The sequence below is a fragment of the Paenibacillus sp. FSL R7-277 genome, from assembly GCF_000517965.1.
Taxonomy (GTDB): Bacteria; Bacillota; Bacilli; order Paenibacillales; family Paenibacillaceae; genus Paenibacillus_AQ; species Paenibacillus_AQ silagei.
In genome coordinates this window covers 1-16101 of sequence record NZ_ASPX01000035.1, presented here as the reverse complement: position 1 = coordinate 16101, position 16101 = coordinate 1, and the positions used below count along the sequence as shown (strand labels likewise).

Sequence of the window (16101 nt, the reverse complement as noted above, 5' to 3'; positions counted from 1 at the left end):
AGGAGTTGAACCATGACCAAGACCTCCAGGTCCCTGCGCAAGATTACAGCCCTGCTCCTGGGCGGGCTTCTGAGCGTTCCGGCATTAGTGTCCCCTGTCTCGGCAGAGATTGCCGCTACGCATGTCTACCATAATCATATGCCGAATTTCTGGGCTTACTATGACTTGAACACTTACAATTCCACTCCTGTAGGCAGTCCGATCCGCTATACCTACGATGGTGAAGTGATCCAACTGAAGCAGAATCCGCCCGCAGGTTATCCCTATTATCTGCCGAATGGAACTCCCATGCCCCACGATGATCTGGTCTCTTACTATTCCCATCACGCCAAGACGGGCGCGTATTTAACCTGGCCCTGGAGTGTGGCGAACACACTGCACAGCAATCATCCCCAGGCGCAGATGCATGTTACTATGTCGGGGTCCGTGGTGAACAATGTGAACAGTATTATTCAACAAGGAAATGTAAGCGGATACAATAATCCGGCCTGGGGAACCCCGTGGAAGAATGCCGTGAATCAGCTTCGGACCACAGGCGGCGACAACATGCTCGACCTGATCCATTTCTCCGGACACCATTCGATGGGACCGCTGGTCGGCAATGACTATTTGCTCAAGGATATGATCTATCATGGAGCCACGATGGCTCAGCCTTATTTCCTGGGCAGCAGCTACAAGTCGTCTAAGGGATTTTTTCCGACAGAGCTGGGGTTTTCAGAGCGGATGATCCCGGTGCTGAACAAGCTTGGCATCCAGTGGTCCGTGATCGGCAACAACCACTTCTCCCGCACACTTAAGGATTATCCGCTGCTGGACAGTCCAGGCACAGATACGATGATCTCACCGCCCAACCGCAGCGATCTGCAGAATGTCAGTACAGCCGGAGCCTGGGTGAGTGAGCCGATGTTCAATGAGCAGCAGGTGGTCTATAATAAATATCCTTTTGCCTCAACGGCCCATTGGGTCCGTTATGTGGACCCGGCAACAGGGGCAGAATCGAGAGTGGTCGGCGTGCCTGTCGCCCAGGCGCAGTCCTGGGAAGAAGGGTATCTGGGCCAGGTAAAAGCAGACGCGCTTAAGCCGTATGAGAATCTGGTCGCGCAGAAGCAGATTTTTGTCGTGGCCCATGACGGGGATAATTCTTCGGGCCGGGCCGGCTCCGAGGAGACCTGGCGCAATGCCGGGAATGTTACCTATGCCAGCAGCGGTGTGACCAGTATGGGGATCGATGAGTATCTGCGCAGCAATACACCGGCCGCATCCGATGTGGTTCATGTGCAGGACGGCTCCTGGATCGATACCCGGGATTCGTCCTCTGATCCGACCTGGTACCATTGGCATCTGCCGTTTGGGATCTGGAAAGGCCAGTTCGCGGCCTTCAATCAGGTGAACGGGACTGCTTACGCCCCGAAGAAGAATCTGGCGGGTGTCGAGGAAGGCATGACGGTATCCTTCGAGAAGGGCTATCATTATCTGGAGCGTAATTTCGCACTGTTACAGGCTTCCCTGAACTATGCCAAGACTGCTGAGCAGATCTGGCTGGAGGAGCATCCGAATTATTGGAAGCCTGCGAACCCGCTGGACCGTGAGGTGACTTACGAAGGCAACCAATTGAATCCGTGGATGCTCTCCTATCCTGTGAAGGGCAACACGGCGAATGACTATGCTGGAGGTGCCAATCCCGCTGAGTTGGCCTGGTATTTCCTCCTGCCTGCGATGGATTCGGGATTCGGCTATTACGATGAGAATGTGGATGACAGCGTGAAGCCGGCCTTGTCCTTCAATCAATCGTTATACTTCTCCAAGCCCTATGTATCGCAAAAGCTGGCTAAAGACAAAACCGGCCCCTCCGTCTGGTGGCCCCAGCGTTACCCGTACAATCCGGGCAGCGCCAATGTCAGCAAGGCAGAGGGCTGGACCCTGCAGCATTACAATAATGCTTTTGCCATCTATACGTATGCGTTCGACACCAGCGGAATCAGCGAGATCAAGGTGAAGGTCCGGGCACACCGCGATAAGACGGCTGACGTAGCGGATAATACTTTTAAAGTCTATGATCCCGCAGGTCTGGCCGCAGCCGGAGTACCTGGTATTGAACCTGCCAAGGTTGGCGCGTGGACGGAATACCCGATGAATGTCCGCGACCTGAGCGCCGATATTAACGGTGTTGACTGGCAGCCAAGCAGTAAGACGGTTATGCAGAAGGTTCCGGCCACGGATATCGGGAATCTGTATTTCTCCTACATCTCCGATTACCGCGATCAGCTGTTAGACTACTACATTGAAGCCAAGGATGCTAAGGGCAATGTGACCAAAAGTGATATCCAGCAGGTCTATGTCGGTGCCGGCAAATATACGCTGGCGAACGGCAAATATACGGAGAGCATGCAAGGTACTATTGAAGGGACGCATCCGTTCATCACAGATGTGCCCGCTGTCCCGGATACTGAAGCTCCGGCTGTTCCAGTCAATGTTCAGGCCACAGTGGTTAATGCTTCTTCTATCGGGCTGACCTGGAATGCCGCTTCAGATAATATTCGTGTTACCGGCTATGAGATCTACCGCAATGGCGTCAAAATCGGAACAACAGCTTCCACCTCATATACAGATAGTGGCTTGTCGGCCAGTACAACATATGAATACAGAGTAAAAGCCTATGATGCCTCCGGTAACCTCTCCGGCTTCAGTGCAGCAGCTACTGCCACCACACCGGCGGGCAATAATGTAACGATCTATTACAAGCAGGGGTATTCCACTCCTTACATTCATTACCGTCCGGTTGGGGGGACCTGGACGACAGCCCCAGGCGTAGCGATTCCGGCCGCCGAGGTAGCGGGTTATAACAAAATCACCATTAACATCGGCGCAGTTACCCAGCTCGAAGCCTGCTTCAACAACGGCAGCGGCACCTGGGACAGCAACGGCGGCAGCAATTATCTGTTCGGCACCGGCACCTGGACCTACACCGGCTCTGGCAAAATCCAGCCGGGCGGTCCTGCTGCGCCAACTGCATCGCCGAGTGTAGCTCCGACGGTTACACCGACCGTGGCTCCTACGGTGGCACCAACCGTAGCACCGACTGCTACACCAACTGTAGCGCCGACCGCAACACCGACGGTAGCTCCGAGTGCAACACCAACCGTAGCGCCAACGGCGACACCTGTGCCAACTGCCACTTCGGCGGGCAACACCGCGACGATCTATTACAAGAATACAGCCTTCAGTAATTCGTATATCCATTACAAGCTGGATGGGGCAACCACCTGGACGACTTCACCGGGTGTACAGATGCAGGCTTCTACTTTCAGCGGCTACAAGTCGATTACCATTCCGCACGGCAGCGCCACAGGCCTAACTGCAGCCTTCAATAACGGCAGCGGGACCTGGGATAACAATGGCGGGAATAACTATCATTTTGGCACCGGTAGCTCCAGTCTGGTTGGGGGAAGCCTGACCTCCGGGGAACCGCAGGCGGATAGCGTAACCTTCCGGGTTAACGTACCAGGTTCGACTCCGGCGAATGCTCCTGTTTATCTGAGCGGTTCGTTCAACAGCTGGAATGCGGCAGATCCGGCCTATCTGCTGACCTGTGGCAGTGATGGCGTCTATTCCATCACCTTGAATCTTCCGGCAGGCAGCGCCGTGATGTATAAGCTGACGCGCGGAAGCTGGGGCACAGTAGAGACCGCATCCAGCGGTGCAGATATTGCGAACCGGACGCTCACTACGTCAGGCGGGTCGCAGACGGTCACACTGACCGTGCAGCGCTGGAAGGATCAGTAGCGCATGTAAGTAACAAAACGGGGCCGCCCTTTCTAAGTGGTGTAGTATGCCAATTAGGAAGGGCGTTTTCTGATTGGAGGTGTGCGTGCTAAATGTAATCGAAAAACCGATCACAATGCGCAGGTTGGGAGTGCACGTGCCAAATGTAATCGAAAAACCGATCACAATGTGCAGGTTGGGAGTGCACGTGCCAAATGTAATCGGAAAACCGATCACAATGCGAAGGTTGGGAGTGTACGTGCCAAATGTAATCGAAAAACCGATCACAATGAGCCGGTCGGGGGTGTACGTGCCAAATGTAATCGAAAAACCGAACACAATGTGCACGTGCGGGGTATGCGGGCTAAATGTGTGCGGAAAACCGAATACAATGCGCAGTGGTGAGGTGTGCGAGCCGAATGTATGCGGTAAACCGAACACAATGTTTAGCGGCGAGGTATGCGTGCCGATTGTATTCGAAAAACCGAACACAATGTGCACGTGCGGGGTCTGCGAGCCGAATGTATGCGGAAAACCGAATACATTGTATAGGAGCAAGGGTGAGCGTAACGGATGTGTGTAAGGGTCTAAGGTTTACAGGGTTTTCCTGTATCTCCCACCACTTAAACAGCGCAGCGGGCGGACTGACCCGCGGAGAAGCGGTAGCGTTCGCCTTTGTGTCCGGATTTTCACCGATCAGGTAAAATTTACACCACGTTGATAATCGCCGCCGGAACTGGTATTTTGCCGAAAATGCAGGTAGAGTGTTCTCATGGACATAAACACGAGGGAAGAGGACCGCCGCAGATGAAACCATTCCGCATTCGACTTACCATCATACTTATGGCACTGATAGGAATATCAATGACCGGGGCCGGGATCACCATGGCTCAGCTGTTCAAGGATTCGCATATTTCCGTGCTGGAAGAGAACATGTCCCGGGAAATAAAGCTGCTCTCCGGCACCTTCTCATTCATGGATACCAGCAGCCCGGATGCCCTGAACTACTATACAGAACAGGCAGAGAGGATATCCATCTTGACCGGATCACGTGTCACCTTCATTACGAAGCAAGGCCGGGTCATTGGGGACTCGGAGAAGAATCCGCGTGAGATGGACAACCACTCTACCCGCGAAGAGGAGCTGCTGGCCGCGAAGGAAGGGATTGGCCGGGCGATCCGTTACAGCGATACATTAGACCGTGAAATGATGTATGTGGCGGGTTCCGTGTCCTCCGATCAGGGCTTTGACGGGTATATCCGGCTGTCGATGGGGCTCGATACCGTATCCGAAGGACTGAACCGGGCGTGGATGATCATGGCAGGGGGGCTGGTGCTGCTGTTCATTGCCGCAACCTTGGTGAGCTACAAGGTGGCTTCCAGTATGACCTCACCGCTGGAGCAGATCACCAGAGTGGCGCGGCGGATTACTGATCTTGATTACGATGCCCGGGTGCCCATGAAGCGCAAGGATGAGATCGGCCAGCTGGCTACAGCCATCAACGCGATGGCCGACAGTCTCCAGGCCCAGCTGAAGACCATCCGCGACAATGAGGACCTGCTGCAAAGTGTACTCGACAATATGACCGGCGGCATCGTGATGATCAACGCTGAAGGGGAGATTGCCCTGCTCAACCGGGCCGCCGAACGGCTGCTCGATGTGAAGCACAGCGAGATGACCGGACATTCCTATAAGGAGATTAAGCATCATTATGAGCTTACCCGGCTGATTGATGATGGAGTGTCCGCAGGTGAACCTATTCACGAGGAGCGCAGCATCTATAATCCCGTGGAGCGGATTGTGCGTCTGGATGGGGTGCCGATGATTCAGGACGGCTGTTCCCGGGGCATGCTGTTCCTGCTTCAGGAGGTTACAGAGATCCGCCGGCTTGAGAAGATGCGCAGCGAATTCGTCGCCAATGTCTCCCACGAGCTGAAGACCCCTGTCGCTGCGGTAAAAGGCTTCGCCGAGACCCTCCTCGGCGGTGGCGTTACGGATGAGAAGACGGCGCGTTCGTTCCTGCAGATTATTTACGATGAGAATGAAAGGCTGAACCGCCTGATCGGCGACATCCTGGAGCTGTCCAAAATCGAATCCAAACGCGTTCAGCTGGAATGCTCCCCGGTTCATCTGATCGAATTCTTCGGCTCCGTGCTGGAAACGCTCAGTAAGGTAGCGGAGAAGAAGAAGATTACACTTAGCTCGGATGTGCCTGCGGAGCTATTCATTGAGGGAGATGAAGACAAGCTGCGCCAGATCTTCATGAATCTGCTCTCCAATGCGATCAACTACACCCAGGACGGGGGGAATGTCAGAGTCACCGCAGTGAGCATCCAGAAGAAGGATGGCACCGAGAGCGTACGCTTTACAGTCAGTGATACGGGGATGGGGATTCCGCGCAAGGATCTGCCCCGGATCTTTGAACGCTTTTACCGGGTGGACAAAGCCCGCTCCAGAAGCTCCGGCGGAACCGGCCTCGGTCTATCCATCGTGAAGCATCTGGTCGAGCTGCACCGCGGGTCAATTAACGTTGAGAGCGATCTGGGCATCGGCAGCTCGTTCATCCTTGAACTGCCGCTGCTGCAGGAAGAGAATCTATAACCCTGCGGATCATAACGGATCAATAGAGAATAAATTTATGATTTTACACCAAGTTAACATTGTGGTGCTATGATGTGCATGTGTGCAGTTTTGTAAAATTAATAACCTATGAAAAGACGGGGGAACCTATGGCACAACGATTGCTTGTCATTGAAGACGAACCGACACTGGCCCGGCTGCTGTCGTACAACTTGACACAGGAAGGCTACGAGGTGACGGTGGAGGATCATGGAACGGCAGGATATGACCGTGCGACTAGAGAACCTTTTGAATTGATCGTACTGGATCTGATGCTGCCCGGCATGAACGGCATTGACATTCTGGATAAATTACGTGGGCAAGGCATCCGCACACCGGTTATTGTGCTGACGGCCAAGAATGCGGAAGAGGATGTCGTCCGCGGGCTGAAGTCCGGGGCGGATGACTATATTACGAAGCCCTTCGGCGTATCCGAGCTGCTGGCGCGGGTCAGCGCTGTACTGCGGCGGATCTCTGGTATTGCCGAAGAAGCTCCGCCCGAGACGGCGGTGTCTGCATCGACGATTATTCTCGGACAGCTGGAGATCTACCCCGAGCGTTATGAAGTCTCGCTGGGCGGACAGAGCATCAATCTGCGGCCGAAGGAATTTGAAGTACTGCTGTATCTGGCCCGCAAGCCGGGCGTTGTCCTGACACGGGATGATCTGATGAATGCGGTCTGGGGCTTCGACTATATCGGAGGCCAGCGTACCGTCGATGTGCATGTCAGCTCCCTGCGCAAGAAGCTGGAGCTTGACCCTGAATCCGTGCATATTGATTCCATCCGCGGCGTGGGCTATAAGCTGGTTGTCAACAAGAAGAGAACACCGGTCATTTAACATGACGGTGTTCTTTTCTCACAAGATAAGCATCTTCTCCTCCGGCATTGTCTAACTGTACAAGGATTTTTACACTGCGTTAACAATTCTCTGGAGCTCTATTTACACTGAAAGCTTATCATGGGGAACGAAGATGATGAGAAGGAGACAACAGAAACTAATGAAATCCATCATTGACATAGAGAAGCTAGATCTCTACTATGAGTCATTCCATGCCCTGAAGAAGGTGGATTTGCAGATTCCGGAGAAGCAGGTGACTGCGTTTATCGGACCCTCCGGCTGCGGGAAATCCACACTGCTGCGTACCCTTAACCGTATGAACGACATGATTCCTGGAACACGTATTGAAGGTAAAGTGAATATCGGCGGCAAAAACATCTACAGCGACGAGATTGAAGTGGAGAGTCTGCGCAAGCAGGTGGGGATGGTGTTCCAGCAGCCCAATCCTTTTCCCAAGTCGATCTATGATAACGTGGCTTATGGCCCGCGTCTGCACGGTGTGAAGAGCAAAGCCGAGCTGGATGTCCTGGTAGAGCAAAGTCTGCGCCAGTCTGCACTCTGGGAGGAAGTGAAGGATTTCCTCAAAAAGTCGGCCTTAAGTCTGTCCGGAGGCCAGCAGCAGCGTCTCTGTATTGCCAGAGCCCTTGCCGTACAGCCGGATATTCTGCTGATGGATGAGGCGACTTCAGCGCTGGACCCGGTGTCCACACTCAAGATTGAGGAGCTGGTCCAGGAGCTGCGGGATAAGTATACGATTGTAATGGTCACGCATAATATGCATCAGGCCGCCCGGGTATCGGGACGCACTGTATTTTTCCTGAACGGTGTTATTGTGGAGGCTGCGGACACGGAGCTGCTGTTCTCAAACCCTAAGGATTCCCGCACAGAAGACTATATTTCTGGCCGCTTCGGCTAAGGATAGCTGACTCGTAAGTCTCAGGTTCACTCCGTTCACCCGATATGACCATATGTTTTTGAGGAGGAGCACTTTCGATATGATTCGCAGAAAAGAATTCGATAAAGATCTGGAAGAACTGCGCACCCTGCTGCAGCAGATGGGCGAGCATGTAACGGATGCCCTGGATGGTGCGATATTGGCCCTGCAGACCCTTGATACGGTACGGGCGCAGGAGATTGTCAAAGCGGACCTGCGGCTGAACGCCATGGAAGACCGGATTATGGAGATCGGCTCACGGCTGATCATCACCCAGCAGCCGGTGGCGAAGGACCTGCGCCGCATTATTGTAGCCTTCAAAATCTCCAGCGATCTGGAGCGTATGGGCGATCTGGCACTGGATGTAGCCAAGGTAACGATGCGCATCCAGGGACAGCAGCTGATTAAGCCGCTTGTGGATATTCCGCGCATGGCTGAGCTTGTTACGATCATGACCACGGAGGCTATTCAGTCTTATCTGGACGAGAATACGGATCTGGCCTACAAAATGGCGCAGGATGACGATCAGGTCGATGGTCTGTACAGCGCGATGATTAACGAACTGTACACTTATATGGTTCAGAAGCCTGAGACAGTGAATCAGGCGATGCTGCTCACACTGGTTGGCCGTTACATTGAGCGGATTGCCGATCATGCCACGAATATTGGCGAGAGTGTAGTGTATCTGGTTACAGGTAAACGTCCGGATTTGAACCAATAACAGTATAGACTGCCAGAGGCAAGCCTTCATTCCGGGGGCTTGTTTTTTATTTTGGCATAAAGCGGCGATTCGTGGCAGAGCCATTTCGTCTTGGTGCGGAGCATATGTTACTATGTAAGGAGAAAGCAAGAAAAAGGCGAGGTGCTAGTGTGGACAAGCTGATACTCATTGATGGAAATAATATCATTTACCGGGCGTTCTTCGCCATGCCGCCGCTGACGAATACAGCGGGACAGCAGACGAATGCGGTATACGGTTTCACGACGATGCTACTGCGTCTGCTGGAGGAGCATAAACCGACACATATGATTGTGGCCTTCGACGCGGGGAAGATTACCTTCCGGCATGAAGGCTATGAGGAGTATAAAGGCGGGCGCCAGAAGACCCCGCCGGAGCTGTCCGAGCAGTTCCCGCTGCTCAAGGAGCTGCTGAAGGGTCTGGGGGTTCCGCAATTCGAGATTGCAGGCTACGAGGCTGACGATATTATCGGCACCATCTCCAGGGAAGCGGATGCCGCCGGCCGTCAGGTGATGATTGTGTCCGGGGATAAGGATATGCTGCAGCTGGCTTCCGAGCATACCACCATAGCGCTGGTGCGCAAGGGAGTTACGGAAGTGGAACTTTACGGACCTAAGCAGATCCGTGACAAATATGATCTCACCCCAGAGCAGATCATTGATCTGAAGGGGCTGATGGGCGATGCCAGCGACAATATTCCCGGGGTGCCGGGAGTCGGGGAGAAGACAGCGCTTAAGCTGCTCCAGCAGTTCGGATCGGTGGAGGGCGTGCTGGCCGGAACCGGTGAGCTGAAGGGCAAGATGAAAGAGAAGCTGGAAGAGCACGCGGACAGCGCCGTCATGAGCAAAAAGTTGGCGACGATCTACCGCGAGGTTCCGCTTGAGCATACGTGGGAGGATATGGTCTTCAGCGGGATTAACACGGACACGGCTGGGCCTGCGCTCGCCAAGCTGGAATTCCGCTCGCTGCTGGAGCGCCTGTCGCTGAGCGCCTATTCACATGCGGCGGACGGTAGCCTGACGGGTTCCCCCGTGGTGGAAGCCGCAGAGCTTAATATTACAATTGTTGACGAAGACGGAATAAGCGAGCTGGTTCAGGCACTGCCGGGCATCTCCGCCCTACATGTGGAATCTAACGGGGAGAACCCGCACCGTGCCGAAGTGATCGGTCTGGGGCTGTCTTCGCCGGAGCAGCATTATTTTGTGCCTTTTGCCCTGCTGAAGAGTAAGGCGGCAGCACCCCTGCGGGACTGGCTCGGTGACGAGCAGGCGCCGAAGAGCGGGTATGATCTGCACCGTGCCGATCTGGCGCTGCATTGGCAGGGGATTGCTTTTGCCGGAGCCGCTAACGATGTTCAGCTTGCCGCCTACCTGCTGGACCCGACCGAAGCCAGCCAGAATCTGAATGACCTGACCACGAAATACGGCCTGCCCCGCTTGTCGCCGGATGAGGATGTCTTCGGCAAAGGGGCCAAATATAGAATTCCTGAGCTTAAGATTCTCGGTGAGCATGTCGCCCGCAAGAGTGCAACCGTGCTTGGCATTGTGCAGAAGCAGCAGGAGGAGCTGGACAAGACGGACATGACCCGCCTGTTCCAGGACCTGGAGATGCCGCTGTCGCGGATTCTCGCCGATATGGAGAAGCAGGGCATTGCTGTTAACAAGGATGATCTCGTCCAGCTCGGCAGGGAATTTGAAGCCCAGATCTCCCGGCTGGTCACTGAGATCTACTCCGCTTGCGGAACCGAATTCAATCTTAATTCTCCGAAGCAGCTGGGCGAGGTTCTGTTCGTGAAGCTCGGTCTGCCGGTCGTGAAGAAGACGAAGACCGGGTATTCGACGGATGCCGAGGTGCTGGAAAAGCTTGCGCTTTATCATGACGCTGTGCGCCTGATTCTGCAATACCGTACCATTGCCAAGCTGCAATCCACGTATGTGGAAGGCCTGATGAAGGAAATCTCGCCGGAGACCGGCAAGGTACACACCTTTTACCGGCAGACGATTGCGGCCACGGGCCGGCTCAGCAGCCAGTTCCCGAACCTGCAGAACATTCCAATCCGGCTCGAAGAGGGCCGCAAGATCCGTAAGGTGTTCGTGCCCTCCGAGCCGGGCTGGTCGATTCTGGCGGCGGATTACTCGCAGATCGAGCTGCGTGTGCTGGCGCATATCTCAGGTGATGAGCGGATGAAGGAAGCTTTTGTCGAGGATATGGATATTCATACCAAGACTGCGATGGACGTATTCGGCGTCCCTGCGGAGAGTGTGGACAGTAACATGCGCCGCTCCGCCAAAGCAGTTAACTTCGGGATTGTGTACGGCATCAGCGATTACGGGCTGTCTCAGAACCTGAACATTCCGCGTAAGGAAGCGGCCCGGTTCATTGAGCAGTATTTCGAGGTGTTCCAAGGTGTGCGCCGTTACATGGATGATATCGTAGTCGAGGCCCGTAAGCAGGGGTATGTGACTACGCTGCTGGAGCGGCGCCGTTATCTGCCGGAGATCAATGCGAAGAACTTCAATCTTCGGTCCTTCGCAGAACGTACGGCGATGAATACGCCGATTCAGGGAACCGCTGCGGATATTATCAAGCTGGCCATGGTTCATATGGACAAGGCGCTGCATGAGCGCGGCCTGAAGAGCCGGATGCTGCTCCAGGTACACGATGAGTTAGTATTCGAGGTGCCGGAGGAGGAGCTGGAGCAAATGAAGCAGCTGCTGCCCGAGGTGATGGCCGGAGCGCTGCAGCTGTCTGTTCCGCTGAAGGCAGAGGTAAGTTATGGCAGCAACTGGTACGAAGCGAAATAGGCTCCCCGCACATGGCAGATATCCGGTATAATGGAGTGGAGGTGAGCCATGATGCCGGAATTGCCGGAAGTCGAAACAGTCAGAAGAACACTTAATGAGTTAATTACAGGCAAGCAGATAGAGCATGTCACCGTCCGGCTGCCGCGGATCATTCAGCGCCCGGATGATATTCAGGCCTTTGCCCATATGCTGGCAGGCCATACAGTGGTAACGGTTGAGCGCAGAGGCAAGTTCCTGCGTTTCGTATTTGACGGGCTGGTGATGGTCTCCCATCTGCGGATGGAGGGCCGTTACGGGGTGTACCGTGAGGGCGAGCTGCTGGACAAGCATACGCATGTTATTTTCCATTTCACAGATGGGACGGAGCTGCGTTATACGGATGTGCGCCAATTCGGGACGATGCATCTATTCCAGCCGGGAGAGGATCTGCAGCTGAAGCCGCTGAACAAGCTGGGGCAGGAGCCGCTGGATGCCGATTTAACGCTGGAACGGTTCAAGGAGATTGTCGTTAAGCGGAGCACCAAGATCAAGCCGCTGCTGCTCAATCAGGAATATATAGTAGGTATCGGCAATATTTATGTAGATGAGTCCCTGCACCGTGCAGGCATCCACCCGGAGGAGACCGCGAAGTCCCTCTCGGAGGATCAGCTGGCCAGACTGCATCATGCTATTGTCGCAACACTGACGGAAGCAGTGAATGCCGGAGGCTCCTCCGTGAAGTCATATGTCAACGGCCAGGGGGAGAGCGGGAGCTACCAGGATCAGCACAAGATCTACGGACGCAAGGATCAGCCGTGTGCCACCTGCGGCACGCTGATTGAGAAGAGTGTGGTCGGCGGACGGGGAACGCATTATTGTCCCAGCTGCCAGCCGGTACCTGTACTGATTCTGTAATATTTATTTAGAGTCAGCGCCGCATTTACAGCCCGTTTCCAGGCTAGTTACATCTGAGTTATAACCGTTATGTATAAAGGCAGGCACTTCCTGCCCGTCCCGCCCATATAATGTGTGAAGATTGCTGATTATGGCGAAACGGAGCTCCGGCTCCGGTTCTTCACGGGAGGGATTGCGGGTGCTTAGCCCATTGTTGTCACTGCTGTTGCTTGCGTTTGCGCTTAGTCTGGATGGATTTGGTGTAGGCATTACATATGGACTGCGTAAAATGAAAATTCCCCTGCTCTCCATTATCATTATCTCGCTCTGTTCAGGGGTCGTCATTTATGGTTCTATGCAGGTCGGCGTGCTGCTGGCAAAGGTAGTCTCCCCGAATGCCGCTTCTAGTGTCGGAGCGGTTATTCTCGTCTTAATGGGCTGCTGGTCCCTGTTCCAGATGCTGACACAGAAGGAGAAGGAGCAGGAAGAGGCTGCGCCCGGGCAGGAGATCAGGAGGGAGACGGCTGCTGCCGCACAGAGTGCTGAGGCAGAGCTGAAGCCGGCTGTATTCTCGCTGGAGCTTCGCCATCTGGGCGTGGTTATACAGATTCTCCGCACGCCGTCTTCCGCTGATATGGATGCCTCGGGGAGCATCTCCTCCATGGAAGCTATGATCCTGGGGATCGCGTTGTCGCTGGATGCCTTCGGTGCCGGTCTCGGTGCGGCACTACTCGGATTCAGCCCGTGGTCCACCTCGCTGATGATCGCTGTATTCAGCGGGACCTTTTTGCTGATGGGAATGAAGACAGGACTGAGATTATCAGGCAGCTACTGGATGAAGCATGCCGCTGCGCTGCCCGCGATATTATTAATTGTAATGGGTATAATGAAGTTATTATGAGGTGAGTACATGATTATAGGCTTAACCGGAGGCATCGCTTCGGGAAAAAGCACCGTGTCTGCACTGTTTGTCCGCAAGGGAGCTGCACTGGTGGATGCCGATGTCATCGCCAGAGAGGTGATGCTCCCCGGGCACCCGGTGCTGGCGGCGGCGGTGGAGGCTTTTGGAGACCGCATTCTGCTGCCTGACGGTTCGCTGGACCGGGCAGGTCTTGGCGAGATTGTCTTCCGGGACCCGGAGGCGCTCAAGACACTGAATAACCTGACCCATCCGGCAATCCGCAGGGAGATTAAGGACAGAATGTATGCGCTTGAACAAGAGAATCCGCAGCGGCTCGTCATTGTGGACATTCCGCTGCTCTACGAATCAGAGCTGGATTCCTTGTTCGATCAGATTATTGTGGTCTATGTTCCGAGGAGGGTGCAGCTAGCCCGCCTCATGGAGCGCAGCGGAATGAAGCTGGAACAGGCTGAGGACCGGCTGAGGTCCCAGATGGATATTGAACTGAAGCGCAGGAAAGCGACATTTGTGATCGACAATAGCGGTGATCCTGAGTCTGCCGAGCTTCAGGTTGCCCGTCTGTGGGACAGGCTGGGTCTGATATGATGAAGTGGCTGCGCAAAAAAAGAGTCCTGCTGCTGTTGTTCATCGGCTTCACCGCGATCTTGTTTCTCGGCTCCAACTGGATGTCATGGTTTTATCCCATTTATTATAAAGCAGAGATCCGCCAGCACAGCCAGACGTATGAGATGGACCCATTCCTGGTGGCGTCCATCATCCGTGTGGAGACCAATTATAAGACCGGCCGCGAATCCAAAAAAGGCGCACTGGGGCTCATGCAGCTCATGCCGGATACCGCCAAGTGGGCGCTCGAAAAGGCCAAGCTCCCCGACGTGTCGCTGGAGCGGCTGAAGGAAGAGCCCTCCTCCAACATTGAACTGGGCACCTGGTATTTGTCTACGCTGTCCAAGCAGTTCGACGGCAACCGTATAGCGGTCATAGCCGCCTATAATGCCGGACCTGGTAAGGTGCAGAGCTGGTTGGATGAAGGGCAATGGGACGGAACAGAAGCCTCTGTGAAGGACATTCCGTTCGGTGAGACCCGTCACTACGTACAGCGTGTAATTTATTATTATGATCAATATACCGAGCTCTACAGTGAGTTCTAGAGTGCTTATTACTTCTGCTGCTGTTATGTAAAAAGAAGCATCAAACGGCCGGAGGCCGTTCGATACTTCTTAGGCAAGCTTATGTCGTGTGGGCAGGTATTATTTGTACTGACCTGCCAGTTGCTGTTCAGCCAGGGTTACAAGACGTTTAGTGATGTAACCACCGATCGAACCGTTTTCGTAAGAAGTTTTATTGCCTTGGTATCCGTCTGGGGAGAGGGTGATACCTAGTTCCTGGGCAACTTCATATTTCAGTTGTTCCAAGGCACCGCGTGAGTTTGGAGCTACCAGGTTATTGGAGTTGTTATTTTGGCTCATTGCTGTTCACCTCCTATCGGTTGGTAACTGTATTATGTGCCGGACATGTCAGATTCATAACAACAAATAAACGGTGTTTTCTGGAAATTAAATGATGCCCGCATAGCCCTTGTGTATCAAGGGACGGGGCCTAACCATTCTAATGATGAGGAAGTGAAGAAGCTTATGAAATGTCCTTACTGCGACCACACCAATACCAAGGTCCTGGACTCGCGCCCTGCCAACGAGAATAAGTCCATTCGCCGCAGGCGGGAATGCGAACTGTGCAGCCGCCGTTTCACCACCTTCGAGATGATTGAAGAGACCCCCCTGATTGTGATCAAAAAAGGCGGCAGCCGTGAAGAGTTCAGCCGTGACAAAATCCTCCGCGGCCTGATCCGCGCCTGCGAGAAGCGTCCGGTCCCTGTAGAGCGCCTGGAGGTCATCGTATCTGAGGTGGAGAAAAGCCTACGCGGCATCGCTCTCGCCGAGATCGAGAGCCGCCAGATCGGCGAGCTGGTCATGGAGCAGCTCTACCCTGTCGACGAGGTAGCCTACGTCCGCTTCGCGTCCGTGTACCGCCAGTTCAAGGACATTAACATGTTCATGAAGGAACTGAAGGGACTGCTGTCCAAGACTGAGGAGCTGGACGGGCTGTAAGCTTCGCCGTTTAGAAGTGAAGGATTCGATTGGGGTAGTGGGGCTGGCCTTGAGGTTGAGAGGTCAGTTCCCGGGTGGAGCGTCTTGTATCAAAATTAATTTCGGAAAAGTGTTGACACTGAAAGCAGATTTCTGTATTATATAGAAGTCGCCTACGAAACACATTGATGAATAAGCGACTTGAGCTTCTCGCTCAGATCAGATTTTAGAATACATAATGTAATTCTAAATTGGCAAAATTGTAAAAATATGGGGCCATAGCTCAGCTGGGAGAGCGCATCGCTGGCAGCGATGAGGTCAGGGGTTCGATCCCCCTTGGCTCCACCAATTTCATACGGACTCTTAGCTCAGTTGGTAGAGCAGTAGACTCTTAATCTATTTGTCCAGGGTTCGAGCCCCTGAGAGTCCATCACATGAAGAACGGCAGAGATGCCGTTCTTTTGCTGTTTCATGGAATATGGGTGATTAAGTAGGGGAACAGCAAGGGCTTGAGGTCCATTCCCG

The 16101-nt window shown here is 54.0% G+C and carries 12 protein-coding genes and 2 tRNA genes; 13 read left to right on the top strand and 1 reads right to left on the bottom strand.

Going from position 1 to position 16101, the window contains the following annotated elements; all coding sequences use genetic code 11:
- The first annotated feature begins 12 nt into the window (after positions 1–12).
- From C173_RS13460 to C173_RS13415, 10 genes are all read left to right on the top strand, one after another.
- Positions 13–3783 (top strand): carbohydrate binding domain-containing protein, encoded by a 3771-nt coding sequence (locus C173_RS13460; protein ID WP_036725570.1) that lies wholly within the window; start codon positions 13–15, stop codon positions 3781–3783.
- 786 nt (positions 3784–4569) lie between these two features.
- Positions 4570–6363 (top strand): two-component system histidine kinase PnpS, encoded by a 1794-nt coding sequence (gene pnpS, locus C173_RS13455; RefSeq protein WP_036725568.1) that lies wholly within the window; start codon positions 4570–4572, stop codon positions 6361–6363.
- Between the two features lie 128 nt (positions 6364–6491).
- Positions 6492–7220, top strand: coding sequence for a response regulator transcription factor (locus C173_RS13450; RefSeq protein ID WP_036725566.1), 729 nt, complete (start codon positions 6492–6494; stop codon positions 7218–7220).
- Positions 7221–7380: 160 nt separating this feature from the next.
- Positions 7381–8136, top strand: a complete 756-nt coding sequence (gene pstB / locus C173_RS13445) for a phosphate ABC transporter ATP-binding protein PstB (RefSeq protein ID WP_036725565.1) — start codon at positions 7381–7383, stop codon at positions 8134–8136.
- A gap of 79 nt (positions 8137–8215) precedes the next feature.
- Complete coding sequence (gene phoU / locus C173_RS13440; RefSeq protein WP_036725564.1) at positions 8216–8875, top strand: phosphate signaling complex protein PhoU; 660 nt, start codon at positions 8216–8218, stop codon at positions 8873–8875.
- 149 nt (positions 8876–9024) lie between these two features.
- Positions 9025–11697 (top strand): DNA polymerase I, encoded by a 2673-nt coding sequence (polA, locus tag C173_RS13435; protein WP_036725562.1) that lies wholly within the window; start codon positions 9025–9027, stop codon positions 11695–11697.
- A gap of 51 nt (positions 11698–11748) precedes the next feature.
- Positions 11749–12591, top strand: coding sequence for a DNA-formamidopyrimidine glycosylase (gene mutM / locus C173_RS13430; RefSeq protein WP_036725615.1), 843 nt, complete (start codon positions 11749–11751; stop codon positions 12589–12591).
- Between the two features lie 130 nt (positions 12592–12721).
- The gene (gene ytaF / locus C173_RS13425) at positions 12722–13471 is read left to right on the top strand and encodes a sporulation membrane protein YtaF (protein ID WP_051478039.1); all 750 of its coding nucleotides are present in this window, start codon (positions 12722–12724) and stop codon (positions 13469–13471) included.
- 9 nt (positions 13472–13480) lie between these two features.
- On the top strand, positions 13481–14077 hold the full coding sequence (gene coaE / locus C173_RS13420; RefSeq protein WP_036725559.1) for a dephospho-CoA kinase: 597 nt from the start codon (positions 13481–13483) through the stop codon (positions 14075–14077).
- On the top strand, positions 14077–14640 hold the full coding sequence (locus tag C173_RS13415) for a lytic transglycosylase domain-containing protein (RefSeq protein ID WP_036725612.1): 564 nt from the start codon (positions 14077–14079) through the stop codon (positions 14638–14640). The genes coaE and C173_RS13415 overlap by 1 nt, the downstream gene beginning before the upstream one ends.
- A gap of 99 nt (positions 14641–14739) precedes the next feature.
- Here C173_RS13415 and C173_RS13410 read toward each other — a convergent pair whose 3' ends face one another.
- Positions 14740–14958, bottom strand: a complete 219-nt coding sequence (locus tag C173_RS13410) for an alpha/beta-type small acid-soluble spore protein (RefSeq protein ID WP_036695868.1) — start codon at positions 14956–14958, stop codon at positions 14740–14742.
- 165 nt (positions 14959–15123) lie between these two features.
- Here C173_RS13410 and nrdR point away from each other — a divergent pair, with 165 nt between their 5' ends.
- The 3 genes from nrdR to C173_RS13395 all read left to right on the top strand — a co-directional run bounded on the left by nrdR (position 15124) and on the right by C173_RS13395 (position 16006).
- Positions 15124–15597, top strand: a complete 474-nt coding sequence (gene nrdR, locus C173_RS13405; RefSeq protein ID WP_036725557.1) for a transcriptional regulator NrdR — start codon at positions 15124–15126, stop codon at positions 15595–15597.
- Positions 15598–15848: 251 nt separating this feature from the next.
- Positions 15849–15924: transfer RNA gene (locus tag C173_RS13400), tRNA-Ala, on the top strand.
- 9 nt (positions 15925–15933) lie between these two features.
- Positions 15934–16006 (top strand) — tRNA-Lys (locus C173_RS13395).
- Positions 16007–16101 lie beyond the last annotated feature (95 nt).

Excerpts from the sequence above, each read along its gene's own strand:
- C173_RS13460 (WP_036725570.1), top strand. The coding sequence starts at position 13 with ATGACCAAGACCTCCAGGTCCCTGCGCAAGATTACAGCCCTGCTCCTG.
- pnpS (WP_036725568.1), top strand. The coding sequence starts at position 4,570 with ATGAAACCATTCCGCATTCGACTTACCATCATACTTATGGCACTGATA.
- C173_RS13450 (WP_036725566.1), top strand. The coding sequence starts at position 6,492 with ATGGCACAACGATTGCTTGTCATTGAAGACGAACCGACACTGGCCCGG.
- pstB (WP_036725565.1), top strand. The coding sequence starts at position 7,381 with ATGAAATCCATCATTGACATAGAGAAGCTAGATCTCTACTATGAGTCA.
- phoU (WP_036725564.1), top strand. The coding sequence starts at position 8,216 with ATGATTCGCAGAAAAGAATTCGATAAAGATCTGGAAGAACTGCGCACC.
- mutM (WP_036725615.1), top strand. The coding sequence starts at position 11,749 with ATGCCGGAATTGCCGGAAGTCGAAACAGTCAGAAGAACACTTAATGAG.
- ytaF (WP_051478039.1), top strand. The coding sequence starts at position 12,722 with ATGGCGAAACGGAGCTCCGGCTCCGGTTCTTCACGGGAGGGATTGCGG.
- coaE (WP_036725559.1), top strand. The coding sequence starts at position 13,481 with ATGATTATAGGCTTAACCGGAGGCATCGCTTCGGGAAAAAGCACCGTG.
- C173_RS13415 (WP_036725612.1), top strand. The coding sequence starts at position 14,077 with ATGAAGTGGCTGCGCAAAAAAAGAGTCCTGCTGCTGTTGTTCATCGGC.
- C173_RS13410 (WP_036695868.1), bottom strand. The coding sequence starts at position 14,958 with ATGAGCCAAAATAACAACTCCAATAACCTGGTAGCTCCAAACTCACGC.
- nrdR (WP_036725557.1), top strand. The coding sequence starts at position 15,124 with ATGAAATGTCCTTACTGCGACCACACCAATACCAAGGTCCTGGACTCG.